The organism is Xanthomonas sp. BRIP62418 (assembly GCF_003993495.1).
GTDB lineage: Bacteria > Pseudomonadota > Gammaproteobacteria > Xanthomonadales > Xanthomonadaceae > Xanthomonas > Xanthomonas euroxanthea.
Genome location: NZ_QEZG01000037.1, coordinates 73,315 through 92,848 on the forward strand (window position 1 = coordinate 73,315; position 19,534 = coordinate 92,848).

Annotated in this window: 15 protein-coding genes; 5 read left to right on the plus strand and 10 right to left on the minus strand. The window is 57.0% G+C overall.

Annotated elements, in window-relative coordinates:
• Window positions 1-9 precede the first annotated feature (9 nt).
• The 8 genes from EO174_RS11460 to EO174_RS11495 all read right to left on the minus strand — a co-directional run bounded on the left by EO174_RS11460 (window position 10) and on the right by EO174_RS11495 (window position 10,271).
• The gene (locus EO174_RS11460) at window positions 10-3,411 is read right to left on the minus strand and encodes a conjugal transfer protein TraG N-terminal domain-containing protein (RefSeq protein WP_005989476.1); all 3,402 of its coding nucleotides are present in this window, start codon (window positions 3,409-3,411) and stop codon (window positions 10-12) included.
• A gap of 15 nt (window positions 3,412-3,426) precedes the next feature.
• On the minus strand, window positions 3,427-4,857 hold the full coding sequence (locus EO174_RS11465) for a conjugal transfer protein TraH (protein WP_005989477.1): 1,431 nt from the start codon (window positions 4,855-4,857) through the stop codon (window positions 3,427-3,429).
• The gene (traF, locus tag EO174_RS11470) at window positions 4,857-6,029 is read right to left on the minus strand and encodes a conjugal transfer protein TraF (RefSeq protein WP_005989479.1); all 1,173 of its coding nucleotides are present in this window, start codon (window positions 6,027-6,029) and stop codon (window positions 4,857-4,859) included. Before traF ends, EO174_RS11465 begins: the two co-directional genes overlap by 1 nt.
• A gap of 94 nt (window positions 6,030-6,123) precedes the next feature.
• Entirely contained in the window at window positions 6,124-6,855 is a 732-nt protein-coding gene (locus tag EO174_RS11475) for a hypothetical protein (protein WP_005989480.1), read from the minus strand.
• A gap of 6 nt (window positions 6,856-6,861) precedes the next feature.
• Entirely contained in the window at window positions 6,862-7,494 is a 633-nt protein-coding gene (locus EO174_RS11480) for a hypothetical protein (protein ID WP_031424475.1), read from the minus strand.
• A gap of 490 nt (window positions 7,495-7,984) precedes the next feature.
• Window positions 7,985-8,353: a hypothetical protein gene (locus tag EO174_RS11485; protein WP_039428884.1), complete on the minus strand. Its 369-nt coding sequence runs from the start codon at window positions 8,351-8,353 to the stop codon at window positions 7,985-7,987.
• A gap of 59 nt (window positions 8,354-8,412) precedes the next feature.
• Window positions 8,413-9,408, minus strand: coding sequence for a ParB N-terminal domain-containing protein (locus EO174_RS11490; protein WP_005989486.1), 996 nt, complete (start codon window positions 9,406-9,408; stop codon window positions 8,413-8,415).
• The gene (locus EO174_RS11495; RefSeq protein ID WP_005989488.1) at window positions 9,405-10,271 is read right to left on the minus strand and encodes a ParA family protein; all 867 of its coding nucleotides are present in this window, start codon (window positions 10,269-10,271) and stop codon (window positions 9,405-9,407) included. The genes EO174_RS11490 and EO174_RS11495 overlap by 4 nt, the downstream gene beginning before the upstream one ends.
• Before the next feature lie 217 nt (window positions 10,272-10,488).
• Here EO174_RS11495 and trfA point away from each other — a divergent pair, with 217 nt between their 5' ends.
• Together trfA and EO174_RS11505 are read left to right on the plus strand one after the other, a co-directional pair.
• Window positions 10,489-11,616, plus strand: coding sequence for a plasmid replication initiator TrfA (gene trfA / locus EO174_RS11500; RefSeq protein WP_005989491.1), 1,128 nt, complete (start codon window positions 10,489-10,491; stop codon window positions 11,614-11,616).
• Between the two features lie 2,745 nt (window positions 11,617-14,361).
• Complete coding sequence (locus EO174_RS11505) at window positions 14,362-14,853, plus strand: hypothetical protein (protein WP_005989496.1); 492 nt, start codon at window positions 14,362-14,364, stop codon at window positions 14,851-14,853.
• Window positions 14,854-14,931: 78 nt separating this feature from the next.
• Here EO174_RS11505 and EO174_RS11510 read toward each other — a convergent pair whose 3' ends face one another.
• Window positions 14,932-15,390, minus strand: a complete 459-nt coding sequence (locus EO174_RS11510) for a hypothetical protein (RefSeq protein ID WP_005989497.1) — start codon at window positions 15,388-15,390, stop codon at window positions 14,932-14,934.
• Window positions 15,391-15,398: 8 nt separating this feature from the next.
• Window positions 15,399-16,463, minus strand: coding sequence for a ParM/StbA family protein (locus EO174_RS11515; RefSeq protein WP_005989498.1), 1,065 nt, complete (start codon window positions 16,461-16,463; stop codon window positions 15,399-15,401).
• 749 nt (window positions 16,464-17,212) lie between these two features.
• On the opposite strand from EO174_RS11515, the gene mobI reads away from it, so the two are divergent.
• The 3 genes from mobI to EO174_RS11530 are packed head-to-tail and all read left to right on the plus strand — an operon-like array spanning window position 17,213 to window position 19,162.
• Window positions 17,213-17,887: a conjugative transfer protein MobI(A/C) gene (gene mobI, locus EO174_RS11520; RefSeq protein WP_005989499.1), complete on the plus strand. Its 675-nt coding sequence runs from the start codon at window positions 17,213-17,215 to the stop codon at window positions 17,885-17,887.
• Between the two features lie 52 nt (window positions 17,888-17,939).
• Window positions 17,940-18,167 (plus strand): hypothetical protein, encoded by a 228-nt coding sequence (locus EO174_RS11525; protein ID WP_126936945.1) that lies wholly within the window; start codon window positions 17,940-17,942, stop codon window positions 18,165-18,167.
• Window positions 18,167-19,162: a S49 family peptidase gene (locus EO174_RS11530; protein ID WP_005989501.1), complete on the plus strand. Its 996-nt coding sequence runs from the start codon at window positions 18,167-18,169 to the stop codon at window positions 19,160-19,162. Before EO174_RS11525 ends, EO174_RS11530 begins: the two co-directional genes overlap by 1 nt.
• Window positions 19,163-19,534: the final 372 nt, after the last annotated feature.

Consider the following 19,534-nt stretch of genomic DNA (forward strand, 5'->3'; position numbering starts at 1 on the left):
GTGTTGGGATCACTCTGCAATTGGTTTAGGTAGTGGCCGTTCTGCCGCCGACTCTCGAACCATCGCCGAGCCAATCCCAGACCCAGTGAATCCGCCACCGCCGGCAACATTCATCATGTCGTTCGTCGTCGGGTTGCCGCCGAACATCGCATTCTTTTGATGCTGGGACAGGTTCTGCATTGAAGCCTCAACCCTGTCGGCATCGGAGCCGGTCAGGTATGCGTTGCTGAACTCACCCCTGCTTTCGTTAAGCAGTCGAGCTGCAGCAATGACGTTTACCGTGTCCTGATCAGCAACGTTCTTAGAGAAGCCGTTCTCGGCATAGATCTCTCGCCTCAGCTCTTCGTATCGCGTCAGGCCCGAATCCCCGACCATGGCACGATCGTCATCACGCTGGAGGACGGGCCCGCTCGCTCCTGTGGCCTGAGGAATCGTTCCGTCCGTACCGTTGGCCATGTAGCCATTGAAGATCGCAAGCCCCGAGGGGTTGGAGCCTTCAGCGCCCCAGAAGTCACCGATCGAGCGTGCATAGGTCAAATCCGGCGTATTCACGCCCTGGTTGAGATTCTCTCGTAGCGCAGCTCGTCCGCCCTCCTGAACATCCTGGCGAGCAGCACCATAGTTGTTGTTGAAGAAGTCATCACGCTCACCGCGATTTCCGAGGTTCGCAGCACCACCCGCACCTGTATTCACGCGACCAGCATCGACACCAGACCCGGAGGCAATGTCGCCGCTGACGGCGCTTCGAATAGCGCCAGCATCGGGGACATTGGACATCGAGAGCCCGGAAGTTGCTTCGGTCGCCTGGCCATAGGCCGGAGCGGAATCTTGAAGCCCAGCATTGGCGCTCGCGTTTCCGACGCTAGCACCTGCTGCACCGACCGAGTATTTGTTGGTGAGCTCAGCAAGCGCGGAGAAACGATCCCCTTCGCTGCCGGCGTTCGTTGAGTAATAGCCTGCACCATTACCCGCGAGCGTCATACCGGCCGCCATGGCGCGAGCCTGGTTGTCGTCGCCAGCAAAGAGTCCGGCGCCCCTCCAATCCTGTACTTGGCTCAGGTTCTTCTGAAATGCCGCCGCACCGCCTGTGTCGACCGCAGCAGCAACCGCTTCACCGACTGCGCCTGATCCGCGCTGGCTCACCTGCCAGCTCCAATCTTGCACAGAAGTACCAGTGAGATTGCTAACTGTTTGCGACATCCGGTCCGCTTCCGAGTAGTTCTCGCTTGCGGACTTGAGGTCTTGGGCTGCCTGCGACTTTGAGTAGGAATCGAGGATTCCCTGTGCGGCAGAACTGCCTTCCTGTGCCATACGGCCCAACATGTCGACTTTCTGGGCTGCTGTTTCCGCCTTCATCACTCTGTCGAGCCCAGCTCGCTCTGAACCCGAGAGCCTGCTGGTATTACCGAAGGATGAGTCCTCACTTGATGACTGCCTGTTCGACGAGCTAATGCCGCCGGAAACGATGCCGGTGGCTTGGCCGCCGCGCTTGCCCTGTCCTTGGGCCCCGCCATTCCCACCGGACCGGGAGGCACTTTCACCAGAGGCGCTGCCGGCTCCGTTGGCCGACAAGCCTATGTTCTTGTCCAGATTGGTTGCATCGCTGGTCTTCTTGTCCCGACTTGACTGGTCGCTCACGTCCGAACCGACGGACTGACCACGCGTAAAGCTGGTTCCATCGCCGATGCTGTCGCTCACCTGGGAGGTAACGCCACTTGACGTCGTAACGCCCTGTGTCGATGTGAGGGAGCTATTGATCGCGCTGTTGAGCGTAGTGGAGGCCGTCCTACTGGCCGTTTCCATGGCACTCCGTGCGCTCTCAACTGATGCGCTGGCAGATCCACCCATGTTGAAGGAACCGCCCAGGTTCTCGACTCCCGTCATTGACGTGCCGGCGCCGCCAGAGTGAGCCATGCGCGAGCTCACGTTCATCACCTCGCCCATCTTGGCGAGGTCCGGCGAGGTCATCTTCTCGTTCACGTGATCGCCACCGGAAAGGCGCCCGGCAAAGCTGGTCATCGCAACGGCACCACCACTCAGCAACAGGTAGCCCATTGGTGGAACCAGCGTAGCCATCCATCCACCGACAGCAATCCAAGTGGTCAATTCGGAGTTGAGCGCCGCAGCACCGGCAATGCTGGAAAGAGGAACACCATGATTTGCGGCGTGCAAGCGCTCCATTGCCGTGACTGCATGCTGCACCATCGTCAGCTGAAAGAGATCGACCGCAGCAAACATCGGCGCCCACGTCGTTACCCAGAGGATGACGGCGAAGTACTTACCCACGACTCGTTGACCGAAGGTGCCCATCCCGGCGATCAGCGCCATGAAGGGAGCGGCGATGAACACGATGCATTCAAGAAATGCCATGAATGGACGCATGGCTTTGCGGAACATGATCTCTCCAGCGCCCCACTCGTCTTGCCGCTGACGGTTGCCCTGGATAAGCATCAATTGCGCCTGAATGTCCTGAGGCGTCAATGTGGAAGATCCCGCAACAGCTTCGTCCATGATCTCGCGGATCGCGGATGCCATGACGTGATTGTGGATACTGCTCGTCCCGGCACCAATGGCTGCGAATGCCGAGTTAGCTGCAGCAGTGGGATCCGTGGAGTTCGATCTGGCATCGGTCATCGCCATGGCAGAGTTCAAGAACGACGACTCCATGCCAGCGTCATTGGAGTCAACAATTAGGCGTTCCATGGCCACGTCACAATCAAGCACGGCAGGGCCGGTGCTGGTGATGTAGTTGACGGACGTCCACTTGTCCCGGAAGCCAATCCCGCCGTCGGTTTCATGAAAGCTGAGCGGATTGGCAGCCGACATCACTGCGTTCTGATCTATCGCGCCACGCTGAATTGCTGGAATAGTGCATTCAGCGTAGTACGAACGCAGGTTAGTCTTGAAGGTCGATACTTTGCTCTGTGTTCCCTTCAAACCGTCTAAGTCCCACCGTCTGGTCATGTCCAACAACTTCAACGTGTTACCGAACATGCCGCTGTTGACGTCGAACTCCTCCATGCCAGGAACCGCGAAGGCTTGCTGCATCTTTTCGGTAATTACTTTGCCGATTGTCGATACAACCATCGCCGGCGCGGCAACTCCGAAAGGAACATTATCGACAGTGTAAGTCTGGAGTGTATTTGCTCCAGGCGCGCCGTCCAACGCATACAGCGTGGTGTCCACTTTGATAGAGAACATCCCCAGGATCAGCAAAAAGCTGACGAAAAGGTTTGGCAGTTCGACCTTCTGACCACCCGTTTCAATCGCCTTTAGACCCGTCAACAGCAGCCCGACGAGCATGCCGAAACCGCCAAGGGCAAGCAGAAAGCCACTGCTGCTCATCATGGCCACGCCATCGAGCACGCGCTTCATGAAAAGGCCATCGCCCAGCGAGTAGATCTCGAACATACATTCCTTCCTTGATTACTGGGCTGGTGTGGTCGCCAGATACGGCTTTTCGGACGACGTATCACGCACTCGCATGTAGTAGTCCAGATGTGCCGTGCGACTCTTGGTTCGTTCGAAGAACGGCTTTGATTCTTCCCTGAGCCGGGTCGTAGCTTCCCGCGCCTTTTCGCGGAATTCCTGCGTCCCCTCCCCTTCCTCAGAGCTTAGAGAGATCAGGATCGACTGCAGGTACTGACTCATCACCTGGGATACGACAGTCGCCGCCATCTCCTCGGAGAAGGTATCGACAAAGGCGATCGCCGCATCGGGGTTTGTCTTGGCCAGGCTCAGGACGATCTGTCCGTAAGAACCCGTATTGGTGATCCAACCGATCTCCGCAGCCGTTGGTTCCGTCGCGCCTGGTATCCGAGCTTTTGCCACAATGCCGCCATTGCCGGTTTCACCGACGAAGACAGTCTTGATGCGCTCCTCCACACCCTTAAACGCAGGGATCTCCGTAGCACGCGGATTGAGGCACAGTTCATTGTCATTGCAGACAATGCGTGTCACGTTCCTGTTGCCATTGCGCCCTTTGATGAGTTCGCGCAATGTCATCGACGGTTCGACGTAGTGTACGGATACATCTTCCGCAGCACCGCTTGCCTTGGCGCGGGCCGGACAACTTGCGTCCACGTTCGGAACACAGGCCACGATCGTGCCCGTGTACGACATCACGTCTTCCATAAGCTCCTTGGTGACGCCGACACCCCAAGCGCCTAGGCCCTTATCCTTCATCAAACGCCAAGCCTGGTTACCCTTAAACACTTCGTTCCGCATAGCGTTGGTCATGCGAGAGCTCGTCCATGCCGAAGGCGAACGTCCCTCGCCACGGGCTGAAGCGTCTTCGCGGTCATCGCGCAGACCGGTGGCCATGCCGAAAGCTTTCGACTTCTCCTGGATGGCACCTTCCAGCTTTGTGTCTCTTACCAGCTTCTCGCCGATCTCACAGGCGTTGAGGTTGCCCATGTTCCATTTGTCCATCTTGTCCTGAAGTGCCGACAGCTTTTCCTCGCAAGTTGGACACATCGCGGCGAGCGCTATCTTAAACGCGTACATCACCGCTGCTGTGGCGATCGCTCGCATGGCCTGCTGCAGCTGCTCTTTCGTGATGAAGGAGAAACTGCCGAAGAAGGCGCTAATGCCATTGCAACCCACCGACAGGCTTGGCGGTTGAAAATTGTAGGCATTGATGTTCATCATCTTGTTGCGAACCTCAATTCCACCGCCGGACACAACTCCACGCTTTGCTGACATGAAGACGTGCGGATCCGTAGTGTTCGACATGGCACCGAACATGTCGCCCACGGCTCGATCAAAGCCTGTGTCTGCGCGAGCCACTTGGGACGCAAGCGAGAACGAAAGAACCATCACTATCGCGGCTAACATCCTGTAGATGTGCTTCCCCATTACCGATTCCTCCACGGCGTGTTGCCGCCTTCGCTCTGTGTGTTGATTTGCTCCCCGCCTCCGTGGATGCCGCCTCGGCGCATGATGTCTAGCAAATCGCGGTCAGAAGTGCCCGTAGGCACTTCTTCGAGGTCAACGCCATCTGTGAGCAGGCGCCTCGGCAACCCGTGCATCGCAGTTTCGTATTCGTCTTTGCTAATCCAGTTCTGCGCTCGGGCGACTTCCACAAACCGCTGCTTCAGCTCTGGAAGCGACCTCAATCCGGCGGCCAAGAGCACCACTTCATTGGTGTCCGGCTTGACCAGGTAGAGAGTGGGTGTGGTGCTCACTTGAAGCTGCGCAGCCTGTCCGCTGTCGACGACCCAGTTCGGATGGGAGCCATCGACCATCGGCAAGCCATCCAGGCTAATCGGCAGAATCGACAGTGGCACCTCTTGACGCATGTAGTCGAGGATCGGGTTCTGGCGAAGACAGTATTGGCAGGTCGACTGGAAGAAGTACCAAACGCCAACTTGACCAGCGAGCCGTTGGATGATTTCGCTCTGAGCGCCCTCCGTTGCGTCGGAAATCTGCCGGCGTGAAACCGCAGTCACCGGATTCGAGATTGTCTCGTCCAACGCCGTGTTCTGCTCGGCCACGGACCGGTATGTATAGGCGAAGCGTTCGGACAGATCCATCATGTACTTGTGGACATAGAGGAACATCTCCACGTTCTCCTTCGTGGGATTGTTGATTGCCTGATCGCGCAGGCGATCGATGTTGTTCCTGATCCACTCCACACTCAGCGGCTTATCTTGCGACTCAGTGGGGGTGCCTGCCGACTTTGGCGGCTCTATAGGCTTCTTCGGTGGCGGCGCCGGCGGCTCCACGTACCAGAACCAGCCGTCCTCATGGCGACTCAAAAACTGGTTTTTCGTCGCCGAAGGGGGCGCCGTCGTATGCGCCGTAGGCGCTGATTGAGTTTGCAGCTGCGTGCGTTGCGGACCGGCCGGTGCCACGCCGGCACCTTGCCCTACCGGCCGGTTCAAGGCCTGATCGAATACTGCCTTTGGATCAGGGGCAGATTGGGCATAGGCCTGTTGCAGGTCTGCCAAAAGAGCGAGTGATAGCAGGCACGACGCCCAGCCGTGCTGGCGCTTCCTACGACGTGGGTGGCTTCTGGCATTGGTCATACCAGCCAGTTTGGCTCCGCATCCATGTAACGAATGCGGGTATGAGCGGGAGTTTTGGGGGTTCTCTAGGCGTGCTTGTGGCGCCGCCGTAACCTTAGCCCCAGCCGTCTCCGACGATCATCCGGAAGGCTTTGGTCGTCGTTTCCTGGTCACTGATCTTTCGCTTGATCCGCGACACGCGGCGCAGCGTTGGCTCACCGCGGGTGGCATTGGGCCGGCAACCCATGACCGAACTGACTAAGCGGCAATGAGGACACTCACCTTCTAGTGGCTCACGTAGGTCCCGCTGATCAAACGAGAGCTGCAGGAATCGGTTCTTGCAGCGTGGGCAGTCGGTCAGGTATATCTCGCGACTCATGAACCTGCGAGCTAGCACGACGTAGAGGTTATATGGCGTCGACTCGACGTCTTGATGGGTGAACACCTCAAGAGCGTCGATCGCCGCAATGAAGACGTCTGCAGTGAGCGTGTAGTGGGAGTCCGAAGCTAGTACCTGCTCCAGCATGACCAAGAACCCTGATGCTTTGACGTGCGTGTTCGCATCTTGGACGACGGTGCCCACTGATTGAATCTTCCTACCAGTCGGCGCCAAGGCGCGCGCCTCCTTCTTTCCGAGGCGCGTCACCATCTCGCGAGTCAGGCCGGTCAGGTCCGCGATGTCCGGTGACTTCAACTTCATCTTCATCAGTTTGACGGCGTTTCCAAGCTCCTTGGAAACTTCGTCATTCCTTAGGGCAGCGCGAATCAACAGGAGCGCTGAGTTTTGGCCAGCATCAACTGCGTTGAGCGGCATGCGTCGGGGCTTGAGTTTGCGAAGATTGGACATGGCGAGTTAGATCAAGGCGTCGGCGTTGATATGGCGGCTGCTCGTCAGAATTGCGCCACCTGCGATACGCAAGTGGTCTTGCTTCAGGCCGCCAGACAACATCTGGACATAGCTTAGAAATGCCGGCGACAGGCGTAGGCGGGAGTTCCCACCCCAGCTTGCGAGGCGCAAAACCGCCTTACGTGTCAGCATGCGAATGCGATGGATCACTATCGGACTGGGCATGCGGAAGACAGCGCTGGCCACCTGAGGGTTCTCATTCGTCAAGCCACGCAAGACGAACCACCACTGGAGGTCGAACAATCGACGCTCGGCCTGCCAACTCGAAAGCCTCTTACCATTGCCAGCATCGAGCAAGTCAATGGCTCGTTCGCTCGGACCCGGAAGACTTGCTGCCTCCAATTGCCGCTCGAGCTCATCCAAGTCGTTGCATCCGAACAGGATGTCGTTCCTAGCGAGCATCATGAGCTGCTCATCATCCAGGAAGGTCAGGGTACGGAGCTTCTCTTCATGGCCCACGTAACCAAATGCTTCCGCTGCAGCCGCTGGGTCATCAAGCATGGCCATCCGAAGAAGCTTCAGAAAAGCCTGGTTGAACTCGACCAGATCGGCGTTCCATAACCCTGTGTCCATCGCCACGCTTTCAGTTGTTTGACAAGTTCAGTATGTAACGGCGATGTCCGCCGTCAATTCAGTCTGGGGGGGTTACGCAGCTGAGCGAACCGCCCAATTGCGTAAAGACCTTTTCCCGAAAGTGCGGCGAGTGTACTGGTTCTTTTGGCATCGCTACCCGACGTCGCGACAAGACTGTGCGAAGGCCGCTATTGCTCGCTGAACGTCACTGTGTCAATTGCGTCAATTTATCGACGTTTTTTGGCATAAATGCCATGTGTCGACATAAAGTTACCGTCGCATGTAGGAATCCGCCTGACAAGGATCAAGCGGAAACAACTTTCCCGAATGCCTACGCGGCAGTTGGCTGACATCCGTGACGGAAATTCGTCACCAGTGTTTTTCTTTCTAAAGTATGACGCTCGTCACTGTGTGATCAGTGCGTGTTCCGCGGTTTTGCAACCAAGTGCGCAAACGGTGACGTTTCCCGCTGTTGCAAATCAACGTGAGCAGGTCATCACTGCTTCCGACGTCTGAGCTTGCCTGGCGATATCTCGGCTTGCGGCGTAACCACCACTTGAGATGGGGTGGTCTGCTCCGTTTCGAGTCGAAGACGGATCGCCGCGCGCAGGATCATAGAAGGCAGACCCTCAACTAATAGATCAACCCGTCTGTACCTTCGGATTGCATCTTCCAGCTGAGCCTGCGATAGCGGAGTAAGACCAATATAGCGGCTAGCTTCGAACTCTTGATTGACCTCCCCTGCCCCGATCTTGGTGACGAAACTCGGATGCTTCAGCAGTTGGCCCAGTGCCTCTTCGACCCACCGCGCCGCCCCACGCGGGCCATAGATAGCTGTGTAAGCACTGACGTATTTCTCCGCCATTGCCGCAGTCATGCGTAACGAAGTTGCCTTGGTACGTGGCGGCTTAGGTGCGGTTGCCATCATTGGGTAGTTTCAGCCAGCTTGTTGATCATCTTCTTGAACGCCTTTTCGACGGCCTTCAAGTCGTTCCAATTGATGTCAGGAGGAACGTCATCACCAAGCACTTTGGTCATGACCAACTTGATCACATTGGTGTTCCGAACCTTGCCCAGCGTGACGAAGTCCTTGCTTCGGCGCTGCGTCTTGCCCTTTCGCTCATCTCGGGAGTCTTTTGGTTGATCTGCATCAACGCCGCTGGAAGCACTTGACGATTGGTGCTCAGATACTCGCGAGGCTAATTCGAGCGCGAGCTCGTCGACTGAAAGCTTCGCGAGGTCGAATGCGTCCATCATGCTGGTCACCAGACCAGAGTTGATGGCTTCGTGCAACGACTCCGAAGCAACCAAGATGACAGCTAGGCGATAGCCCTGAATTCGGGCGTAGCCGACTTCCTCTTGAAGCGCCTCCTGCAATCTACTGTGGTCAATGCCAGACACGACCGGAATGCCGACCTCATCCATCACGGCTCGTAGTGACGTGATGAGTTCAGCCAGATCAATATCGCGACGCTGCGCATTCTCAACATGCTGAGCCAGTCGTGTAAGGATCCGCGACCGTACGTTGGCACGGATGACCGTCCTACCCGCCAGCTTATGAGCAAGGGTGCGACGATGGCCGGAGATCAGCTGGTAAGAATCACCTCGCCGAAGCACTGTAATCGCATTGATCAACCCAACTTGTGGGTTGGCGATTGACTTGGCCATTTCACGTAGAAGCTCCAGCTCAGCATGCTTCTTCCCCGAGTGCGGATCATCCTCGGCGATCTGCTCCGGGTTGTCCCAGTCGAGCTTGATGTCTCGATGGTTTTTCGGATCGGGAATGATCTGTGTGATAGGAATCTCTATGAAGGTTCCCGCGTCCTTCGGGGCCGTATGCCCCTCAACCATCGCAGCAATGTTTGTGGTCGCTTGTGTTGGTTGTGCGAACCTATCCGCCTTTGAACCGAGCTTCTTCATGCGGACACTCTCATCACCTGCGCAATGTGCTTAACCACGTTCTCAGCTTCCTTTCGTGCAGCATTCTTGGCTGGCAGCGTGAACACTGAGCCTGGACGTGCGCTGTCGTGATCCGACTCGGCAAATGCAGCTCGCTGTGCCAGATGCAGTTGAATCATCATCGGCCCGATCAAGCGATCATCCATGAGGCTCTTTCGTACGCCTGCATGCAAAGCAACGTTGCTCCGATACATGTTCGGCAGGATGCCGATCATGACAATCTCGTCATTCTCTGCCCTGTTCCTGGACTCCTGGGTCCAGAGGGCGATCATCCCCTCAAGTCCGTCAACGCTGTTCGGCTCCATGACAGAGGGGACAATCACGTGGGTTGCCGCACGAATGGCAGCATGGACCAAGGCGTTCTTCGACGGCGGCGTATCGACAATGATGATGTCGTACTGGCTCTCGACGGCATCAGTGCGCAGGAACTCGCGCAGGGCTCCATGCACTCTCGCAACGGCATCTTCCAAAGTGACGTGCTCGATGGCCCGAAGGTCTTCGCCATTGCCTGGAAGTACATCCAAATTCGGAATTCCGGTGGGGTATGGGACGACCTCTCTGCCCATGAAAATATCGGCGCTGCTAGATGTGCCACTCCAATCCATATCGGCAGAGTCGTACTCCGGATGTACCGGCGGCCGGCTACCGTCTGGCAAGTCAGGGTCGCGGATCATTTCAAGGAATCGCTTGCTCAGGTTGCACTGCGAGTCCAAGTCAATAGCCAATACGCGTTGATCCATGCGAGCAAACCCGACGGCAAGGATCTTGCAAAGGGAAGTCTTCCCTACTCCGCCCTTGTGCTGAGAGACGCTGAGAATCTTCAATCTTGTACTCCTTGACCCTACGAGCTCGGAGCCCGGCTGTTTTCGATGTGCTACTTTACGGCGCAATGCTTTTCTGGTGCAACAGTCGGTACGCGATACCGTATTGGTTAATCGATACACAGAGTGGTAAAGTTATCGCCAACTAGTTCGGTTTTTCCTTTTAATTCAACAGCTTATTTACTTATCCACAGACTGTTCGTCACGAACAACAAGAGCAATGACGCCGAAGACCTTATGGAAATCTATCCAGGATCAGGCATTTAAGGGCCGAGATCCCAACTGGATCGCAACAAACATCACCCCACTTCAGCCTTGGATTGAAGACGACTCCTTCATCCTGTTCGCGCCGAACGTGTTTGTCTCAGAGGTCATTGCCAGCGTTGCCCCAGAGATCAGAGCCGCCCTACCTGTAGGGATACGAGACTTTGTAATAACCATTGGGGAGCCACCCAAACCCGGGGAAACTCCTCGTCATGCGGCTGAGTCGAACACGTCGACAGTGCCGTCTAAGCACGTTGCAGCGGTTCCGCCGACTTCACCGCGGAAGAAGCAGATTTCCCAGCAAGCTCAAGTGGAAGGCATGCTGTCGAACATCTGGCCTCGTGACATGCGGGCTATGCCTGCTGACTTCCTGCGAAGCTCACTCTTCACGATTAACCGTTACGGGCTACAAGCCAAACGACCAATGCGTTCGCAAACTCTGCTGTTCAGCATGTCGAATTTCGAAATCCGGGTAACAGGCGCTGAGACGAACGTCTTTGATGCAGAGGTGCATGCGCAAATCCTTCACTACGCACGAAACCAGCCCTTCGGAACAACAATCTGGTTTTCGCTACGGGAGCTCTGCACGGATTTGGACCTCAGCACCAGCGGTGAGAGCATCCAGCGAGTGCGCGAATCACTTCATCGCCTGCACGACACTCGTATCGTAATCAGCCGCAAAGGTGCCGATGAGAAGACGGCGATTTCCGGGAACTTGATCGCCTCCTTCTCTTACAAGGAAACGAAAGATGCAGAACGTTGGCGCGTCGAAATTGGCACCCATATGTTGGAGCTGCTTGGGCCAGGGGTTCAGACCCGGTACCTCCTGGAGATGGACCGAGCGTTAAAGTCGAGCCTGGCTCGATACCTGCTTCGCTTTTATTCATCGCACACGAAGCACGTTTACCCCATCAAAGTGGAAACAATGCGGAGTTTTACAGGTACTAACATGAGCCTTCGCGAGTTTCGCCGGGCTTTGAAAAATGCGCTGAACGAACTTTTGGCCGTAAACGCAATCAGCTCTTGGGAAATCGAAGACGACAAGATCAAAGTCGAAAAGGAACCCTACAAGCAACTGACTTGAGCTCTGTTCCACTGGATCCGCTTAACTATCGCCCCGAGCAGGAATTTTGGGGCTTTTTTGTTTCGAAATACTTGGGTTTGCGGAACCATGTTCTCCATTACTGGGACTGACCACCACGGGTGGAAGATCCCCTACACAGGTACTCCGGCATTACCTGCCCAGAGTAGCCACAAGTCGCAGAGCAAACCACGAAGAATCCGTTGATGGGCCCACCTCACGGCTGGCCATGCCGCATTCCTTTCCACTAAGACAAATGAAAGGACCTGCTAACTGATCGTGACGTTTCAGATCGTCGTGAAGCTTGCTGCAGCAGACACTACGTCCCCAGTTGGTGTGCCTTAATGGCCTGCACTATCTGGCCGAGCTAGAGCCTGGGCTTCCTCACAACTGGCAGGAAATGACCCACCGTGGCAATAGCTGAGTTGGGCACCACAATGCTGGCTATCTCCGAATACAAGCGTCAGTCGCCGGCGGCCGGTATGTCGATTTCGATGGCGGTGGCTGGCTGTGTCCATTTGGCGATCGACAAGCATTCACGCCTTCGATGCATCGAGACATACAGCGGAGAACGGTTAAGTACGATCGGCGCCTCCGTGCGGCATCCGCGCCTGCGCTACCCACGGCCAGGCCTGCTACAAGCCCCGTACGTTCCTGGTGCGTGGTACGCCAGCTCTGCATGCGTCACCGTCGCAACAAACCATGCGTAATTGGGCCACATCAAAGCCCAACGACGGATGCTTAATAGCAAGCGTGAGCGCCCCCGTACACGTCATTCGTCAGCGCCTGGCATGCGCTAAAGCATTCCCCGTTTAGCAGCTTCAACACAACCGCATCCCCTCTTGCCGGTCTCGGATGTCTGCCTCTCCTCTCCTATGCCTCTTTGAACACCACCCTGAGCCGATCGGCTAACTTTGTAAGCAACAGCGAAGGGACTCGGTCGGTCACTATGGCAGCCGAGGAATTAAAGCTTTCTCTGTGATTGCCAAGGTGTGGAGTAATCGTCGCAGTGCATCAGCTCGTGTCTCGCCGCAGGCGTGGAGAAATCGTCGCACTACGGTGTCCACCTAGCCCGAATTCCAGGCCCCAAAATATATGAAAAGCGTGGAGAAATCGTCGCACCTCAGCCCCGACAGCATGTCGACAACGCCACACATGCCGGTGGTGAGCCCAATTGATAGCTAGACCGTCCCAGACAGGGCAGGGGACGAGGCAATACAAGCAGCTCGTGCTCTTCTCCATGTCACGGGAAACTTGACGACCGTCATGTTTTGAATACAAGGAATTGGGAGGGTCTGAAGCACCCAAAAGCCGCTAGTTGCAGCGATGCCGCGACGATTTCTCCACACCAGAAGATGGATCAGGGTGCACGATTCCCCATAGGGGCGACGATTATTCCACGGCCCTGCGATGGTTAATCCACGGGCATGCGACGAATTCCCCACGGACCTGCGACGCTTATTCCACACTAGTGCGATAGTTACTCCACAGCAGCGAACCGGCAAGCCAAGTGCCGCAAGCCTTTCCAGGCATTCTTGGGCTCGGCTAGCAGTCTTTTAGCTTTTGATCTAGCAACTCTATAAGCAGCTCTTAAGCTACGCCAAGAGCAGATATGCAAAAGCCGTACGTCAAAAACACCGGCTACCTCAAGACCCACTCGCCTGGTTGAAACGGCGAAAAAAGATCAACGCGGCCCCATGTAACAAGCGGAAGAATTGCAGAACATCCGGAGTCGGAAAAAAGGGCCGCTAAGCCCTGACGTGCCCCGACGTTGAGAACACCCACTGGCTTGAAAGAACCTCAGCCACGCCAACGCTACCCGGGGAACTAGTGCTGTTAATTGCCATTGATTCCGGTTGCCATCAGCAAAAGGCCTGCACGGCCAGACCGCATTGGGCCATGAGGTGCGTTACCAACTGCAGACGGAATGCCTGGGCGCAAAGACAAACCAACGACTAGGCGATTTCAAGACGTACGAAATCATCAAGAAGCAGCATGTGTGTACCGACAGCATTCAAGAACATCGATCCAGTCCAGGTGCCCGTCACACTCTAACTGACATCGGCTTGCCGGCGCTGCCACTAGTAAATCTGCCGCACAGACATCACTGCATGCGATGGTCTGTGCCGACAGGGCCCCCGACCGTCTCGGAACGCATCGCTGGCCAGACAAGATGTCTCCAGGGTACAGATGCCAGTTACTTCGCCAAATCCATCGGCTCAAAGACGATAGCCAGCTCCAGCCGGTCCTTCTGACCATCTGCACCTCGGCGCATTGGCTCAGCCGAGCGCGTCATCCAATTCTCTCGGGGTTAGGTACACACGCCGACGCAGCTCCATCTAATTCGCCAATGACGCGAACCTGGCTTACAGATTACGCATCCTGCTGGGAGGTTCGGACTGTGAAGGCGAGGGCTCGTTTAGGGGCACGATTCCTCATCAGTCCCGGTGGGTAAGGATTACAGCTGGCTGCGGCTAAGCGTGAACACCTGGCTCGCCAGGACGAGCTGTGATGGAAACGTCCTGCGACGCGGCGAGAGCCCCGCAAACGATGCAGTGAACACGCAAAATTGTTCCCCAGGAACAAATTGGCGCGCCATCGTATTCCTATAATGTTCCTGAGGAACAAAAGCAGGGAGAAGTGTCGGGTCCGCAGAGCAAGCATTGGCACATAATGTTCCCCAGGAACACAATGCGGATGATTCAACTCCACTATAATGTTCCTGAGGAACAATAGAGGAGTATCGCGGTGGCCAAAGGACGAACCTCCGACGTCGAACGTGTCAAAGGCCAGCTACTGACCAAGGCGAAACAGCGCGAGATCGCTAGCGACATGGGTATGTCTAGGTCGCGCGTAGCCAACATTGCCCGAATCTCTAGGAAAGCTAGGCCTGAATGGCTTCAGTGGGTGGACGTAGGACGGTTGAAACTGAAGCACGTCGAGTACGTGCTAGCTCTCAGAGCGGATCTCGCGGAAGAGCTCTTACGTAGAGCAATGGCACGAGGATGGTCCACCGAGACTCTCCGACGCGAGGTCATGAAAGCCAAGGGCCGCCGCCTCTTGGAGGAGGCAAGCAAGGATCCCAATGTAGCCAGCCTGGAACGAAAGCTCACGGACACGTTTGGATCGGGCGTAACGATCGAAACTAGGCCTGGAATGGGTGGAACGCTTACGTTCAGTTTTACGGACAACGACGTGCTCGATGGATTGCTGGAGCAAATGGGCTATCGAGAGGACTGATTTGGGAGACAGGGCTCTGAGCGCAGTGTGGGTAGCAGTCCAAGGGGGCCGAAGCCCCCTGTACATTCGCCCTGGAGTTCAACCGAAACTGGCCGCGAACTCTAGAGTGTCGTCGTCGACCAACGGGGTGACTGGTCCCGTTTGATGTTCGGCGATCGCCGCATGCACCGATAGTTCGAGTGCTGCGTCCTGCACGGCCACGACGCTCGCAGCAGAAGCGGGCGGAAGCGGGGCGGTGTCAATCAGGCGGGCCTGATCCAGGCTAACCAGAGCAGCTGCCCTAATTTCCAGGCCGGCTGCCATTTCAACTGGAAGCATCAGCCGATAGCCGTCGCCGGAGGCCTCCAGGCGAAAGCCGCGACGCTCCAGCTCGGCCCCGAGCGTGGCCAGCTCCTTGAAGCGCCGGCCCCTCGCTCGTGCCTTGAAAGGCCGAAGGGCATCTAGAAGCACATGATCAGACGGCAGCCACCGAACCAGGAGGGAGGTTCGGGGGGGCTGCTTGCTGTCGTCACTCTGACTCGGAAGGTAGCCGCGCATGCCCTTACTCAGGCCGCCGCCTGGCTTGTGGCAGCACTGGCCTGGGCCTTCTGCTGAGCCGAGATCTTATGGTGTGCCAAGTGCTGAAAGCCCCGGGCATTGGCCATGACCGGCTCACGACTCAGCGCAACCTTTGAGTGAGGGAAGAACTGCTCGGCGGCCCTTTTGTACAGGGATCCGCCACCTCCGGTAAGGACGACCAGGTTCGGAAAGTCCTCCTCATGGCGCTGCATACGCACCACGTCATTCAACACCTTCGGTGCAATCTCCTCTGCCGCGGTTTCCATCCACTCACCGACATGCAGGGAAACCTGACCCCAGTTCAGCGTCTCCTCGCCGCTGCGGAACGCTGACTCCAAGCGGGCAGCAGAAATCGGGCGTTCGTACTTCATGCCGATCAGCGCCGCAGCCTTCTCCAGCAGAACAGAGGTGGCATTGAGCGACGAACCACTGGAGCGGTCAAGCACCGCGTTGTCGATGACGCGAACCCAATCCACGCTGAAGTAGCCAACGTCGATAACCAGGGTGGGTGAACCCTTGGAGGGCTTTAGATCCGGGCTGCGCGCCAAGATATCCATGTAGGCACCGGCTGCCTGTGGCACGACCGTCGTGGCCTTGACCTTGATCGAGGTGGTCGAATTGATCCAGTGGGTGCCGGTCATGGTGTTGCAAATCTGCGTCCGTAAGGCGACGCCGTTATGGCCGTAGTACTGGGCCACAGGAATGCCGGTGTACAGCATGTCGACCTCGGTCAGGCCAGCCTTGACGAGTGCGCCGATCATCAGTGCCTTGTACTCGTTCGTGGCCGGGTAGTTCTCGTGCGTCGGACGTGAGAAGCCCTGCAGGTGCGAAGGCTCCATGCCGGCTGCCCACGCCTGGCCGTCGATAGACACGATCACGCCGTCGCGAATATCGTAGCCACCGACGATTTTCTTCGGCGCCTGCTCTAGAGGAACGGCGCCGATGGGCATGGTCAGCTCGCGCAGGATGGGTTCTCCAGCGGCGCGAGCGCTCAGCTTGACGTTGCCGTATCCAACATCGAGTCCGGCCGCGGTAAAGGGGAAAGCGCTCATTGCAACTACTCCGTGTGGGCGGGGAATTCCGCTTTTCAGTCACATGGGTAGCGTTGACTGCTCAATATGCGCGCGTAAGTAGGGTTGCAGGGTGTTTCAAAAAAATCTCGACTCTTCCGTCTCGATCAAAACGTCAGAATCACGGCATGAGTCATAATTCGCAGGCGTTTCGGCGTTCTGAGAATCTGTACTTCGGGCACAAAAAGTGCAGATTCCAACGTGGCTTCTAATCTGGCGGCAGGCGAAACTGCACTTTTAAAGCGGGACAACTCACCGCGGAATGCGCCAAATTCTTTGCTGCACAAAGCTATGGCGGCAAACGGAAATCTGTACTTCGCCGGTCACTCGTCAACCAGGAGCGGACCTGTTCGATGATTGAGAGAGCAGGGGCAGATTTCGTCATGCTCCAGCGAAAGCGAGCGAGGCAGCGCGGAAAAAAGACTTCCCGATCGCTTCAGAAAAGCGAATGAGACAGCACGACCAAGGGATTGAAGCGCTCGCGAGCAGCTAGACGTGGGGAGAGTAATGCGATCCCACTAAATTTAGTGGGGCTGGGCATGCAGTCCACGCGAGTGGGGTAGAGAGGCAGGAGTGGGACTATGAGGCGTTCCCCACTAATAAGAAAAGGACCGTGATCCATTCCCCACACTAGAGTGTAGAGACGCCAAACGAATCACCCCCAAACCTACCTTACCTTTGCGTTCCTTTAGTGGGATTTTCCTCAGTCCCACGTAAAGTAGATAGATGGGATGAGGACAGAGAACGAACAACACCCGCAACATTTCGACGTCAAGCTGGTCATGGAGCCAGCCGAGACCATAAACAACCAGATCGCGGTCATGGAGACGCTCGCAGAGATGCAGGCACAAGACCTGTGCGAGTGGTTCAAAGAGGAGCGGAAAAAAATCCAAGCATTGCTGGGGGCGGCAACCACCAAGCAGGAATACCGTGAGCGCTTTGCACCCCTGTCGCTCCATGCACGGATGCACAAGGGGACGCTTGAGATCTATTGGTCGGAGATCAAGGGGAAGACTAAGCCCGATGCGAGCGGCAAGACGGGCTGGTTCAGGACGCGCATGAACAAGGGCAAGCGGCACAGTTACGACGTGAACAAGCTTGCGGCCAAGGCCCGTGACTACGAACTGCCGCTGGTGCTGGAAGCCGAACGCAGGGCTACTTCGCTTCGGGATTTCTGGTCGAGGGTTGTCTCGCTTCGGCTCGCCCTGCGAATGATCAACAAGCAGGTAGAGGAGTTGTCAGCCGTGCCCACGCGCGGCACCGACACGGCGGAGGTGACGCAACTGGTTTCGCCAACGGCTGATCTGGCATCGAACGAGGTGTTGGCGCATGACACTCAGGTCGCAGCGTCCGCAGAATTCCCCCAAAGCGGTTTGGCCCACCATCAGCGAGCGGTGTATGACTGATACGAAGCCAACGAATGGCCGCCCAGACGATGAGAACCAAGGATTGGATCAGATGCATATCACCGCCACTGCCCACCCAATGACCGCGGCCGACGTCGGCTTGTGGGATGCGCTCCGTAGCTACCTGAACTTGCCGGTCCCGCTGTCAGCGGTGCTGCGCCGCCCCTATGCGTTCCTTCGCCAGGGCGATGCACCTCCAGAGAACGCGAATCACAAGTCCGCAACCATTCTTCCGCTGCGCCGTCCCGAAACGACTGCTGGCGACGACAAGGAAACCTGATGAGTAACATGGACGAGAAAACGCCGGCGTCGAGCCGTAACGTACTGGCAGACCTGGCGCCGGCTATCAAAGATGCGATGTTTGCGCTATCCGCATTGGCCGATACCGCTACTCGAAACGAGCGCCGAAAGGGGTACTGGAATGCAGCCAAGTTCGCCGCCCTCGCAGCAGTGTTCGTGTTTGCTGTGCTGGTAAACCTGAATAACTTCCGGCGGTTATGGGGCTTGAACGCCGATCCGGTGCGGGACTCGGTAGCACTGATTACGATCAACGGCGGTATCGGCGAGATGGGCAAGGCTTCGGCCACGTCCGTCATCCCTCTCATCGAGCAGGCCTGTCGAGCAGAGCGAGTGACAGAGGTAGTACTGCTGATCGACTCGCCGGGTGGCTCCCCCACCGACGCCGACCGCATCGTGTCCGCACTCAAGATTTGCAAGGCAGCTAAGCGACCGGTGATATCGGTGATTGGCTCGATGGGTGCCAGTGCCGCTTACATGATCGCTATGCACACGGACCGGATCTACGCCTCCCGATACTCGCTCGTCGGTTCCATCGGCGCCATCACCCGCTACGTGGACGCAAGCGGCCTGGCTCAGCGGTTAGGCCTTGTCGAGCAGGTGTACAAGTCCGGTCAGTTGAAGGGTGGGCCTTCCACGCTGTCGGGCAGCTCTCCGGAGGACTCAAAATTGATGGCAGAGCTGGTTGTCCAGGTTGCGAGTGAGTTCTACGGCCAGCTGCAGGCAGCTCGCGGCCCCAGGCTCAAGGGGAGCCGAGAGGACTTGATGTCGGGCCGCATCTGGACAGCGCAGGACGCGGTGGCCTTGGGGTTGGTCGACGAGATAGCGGTACTGGAAGACCTGAAGCTGACCCGTTTCAAAGACAAGCGGATCTACCAGTACCGCGCGAAGTCGTCCTTCATGACAGACATGGGGCTTACTGCTGAAGCTGTGTCGCGATCGTTCGTCGCTGGCGCGAAGCAGGGAGTGATCGAGTGAAGCGTTCGCGCCAAGTTCGGCGTTACAAGCCTGTGGACTACCTCCCGGCGTCTGAGTTGGCACGTTTCGGTCGTTGCGAGCACCTGGTCGAAATAGAGAGGAAGCACGGCCAGGTCGTATCGGAGAGGGGAGAAGCCGCTCGAAGGGCGGGTATCGCAGAGCACCTTCGATTCCACAAGCAGGTGACCTCGGCCCACAACCGTAACAATCGTGTGGAAGTGAAAGGCCGCCGCGGCCCTTGTTTCGTGGCATCAGCGGTGTATGGGCACGACGACAGCAGAACAGACGAACTTCGGGCATTTCGCGATCAGGTGTTGTTGCGTACGAAGTGGACGGCGTGGTCGGTGGTCATCTACTACGCCATCAGCCCAC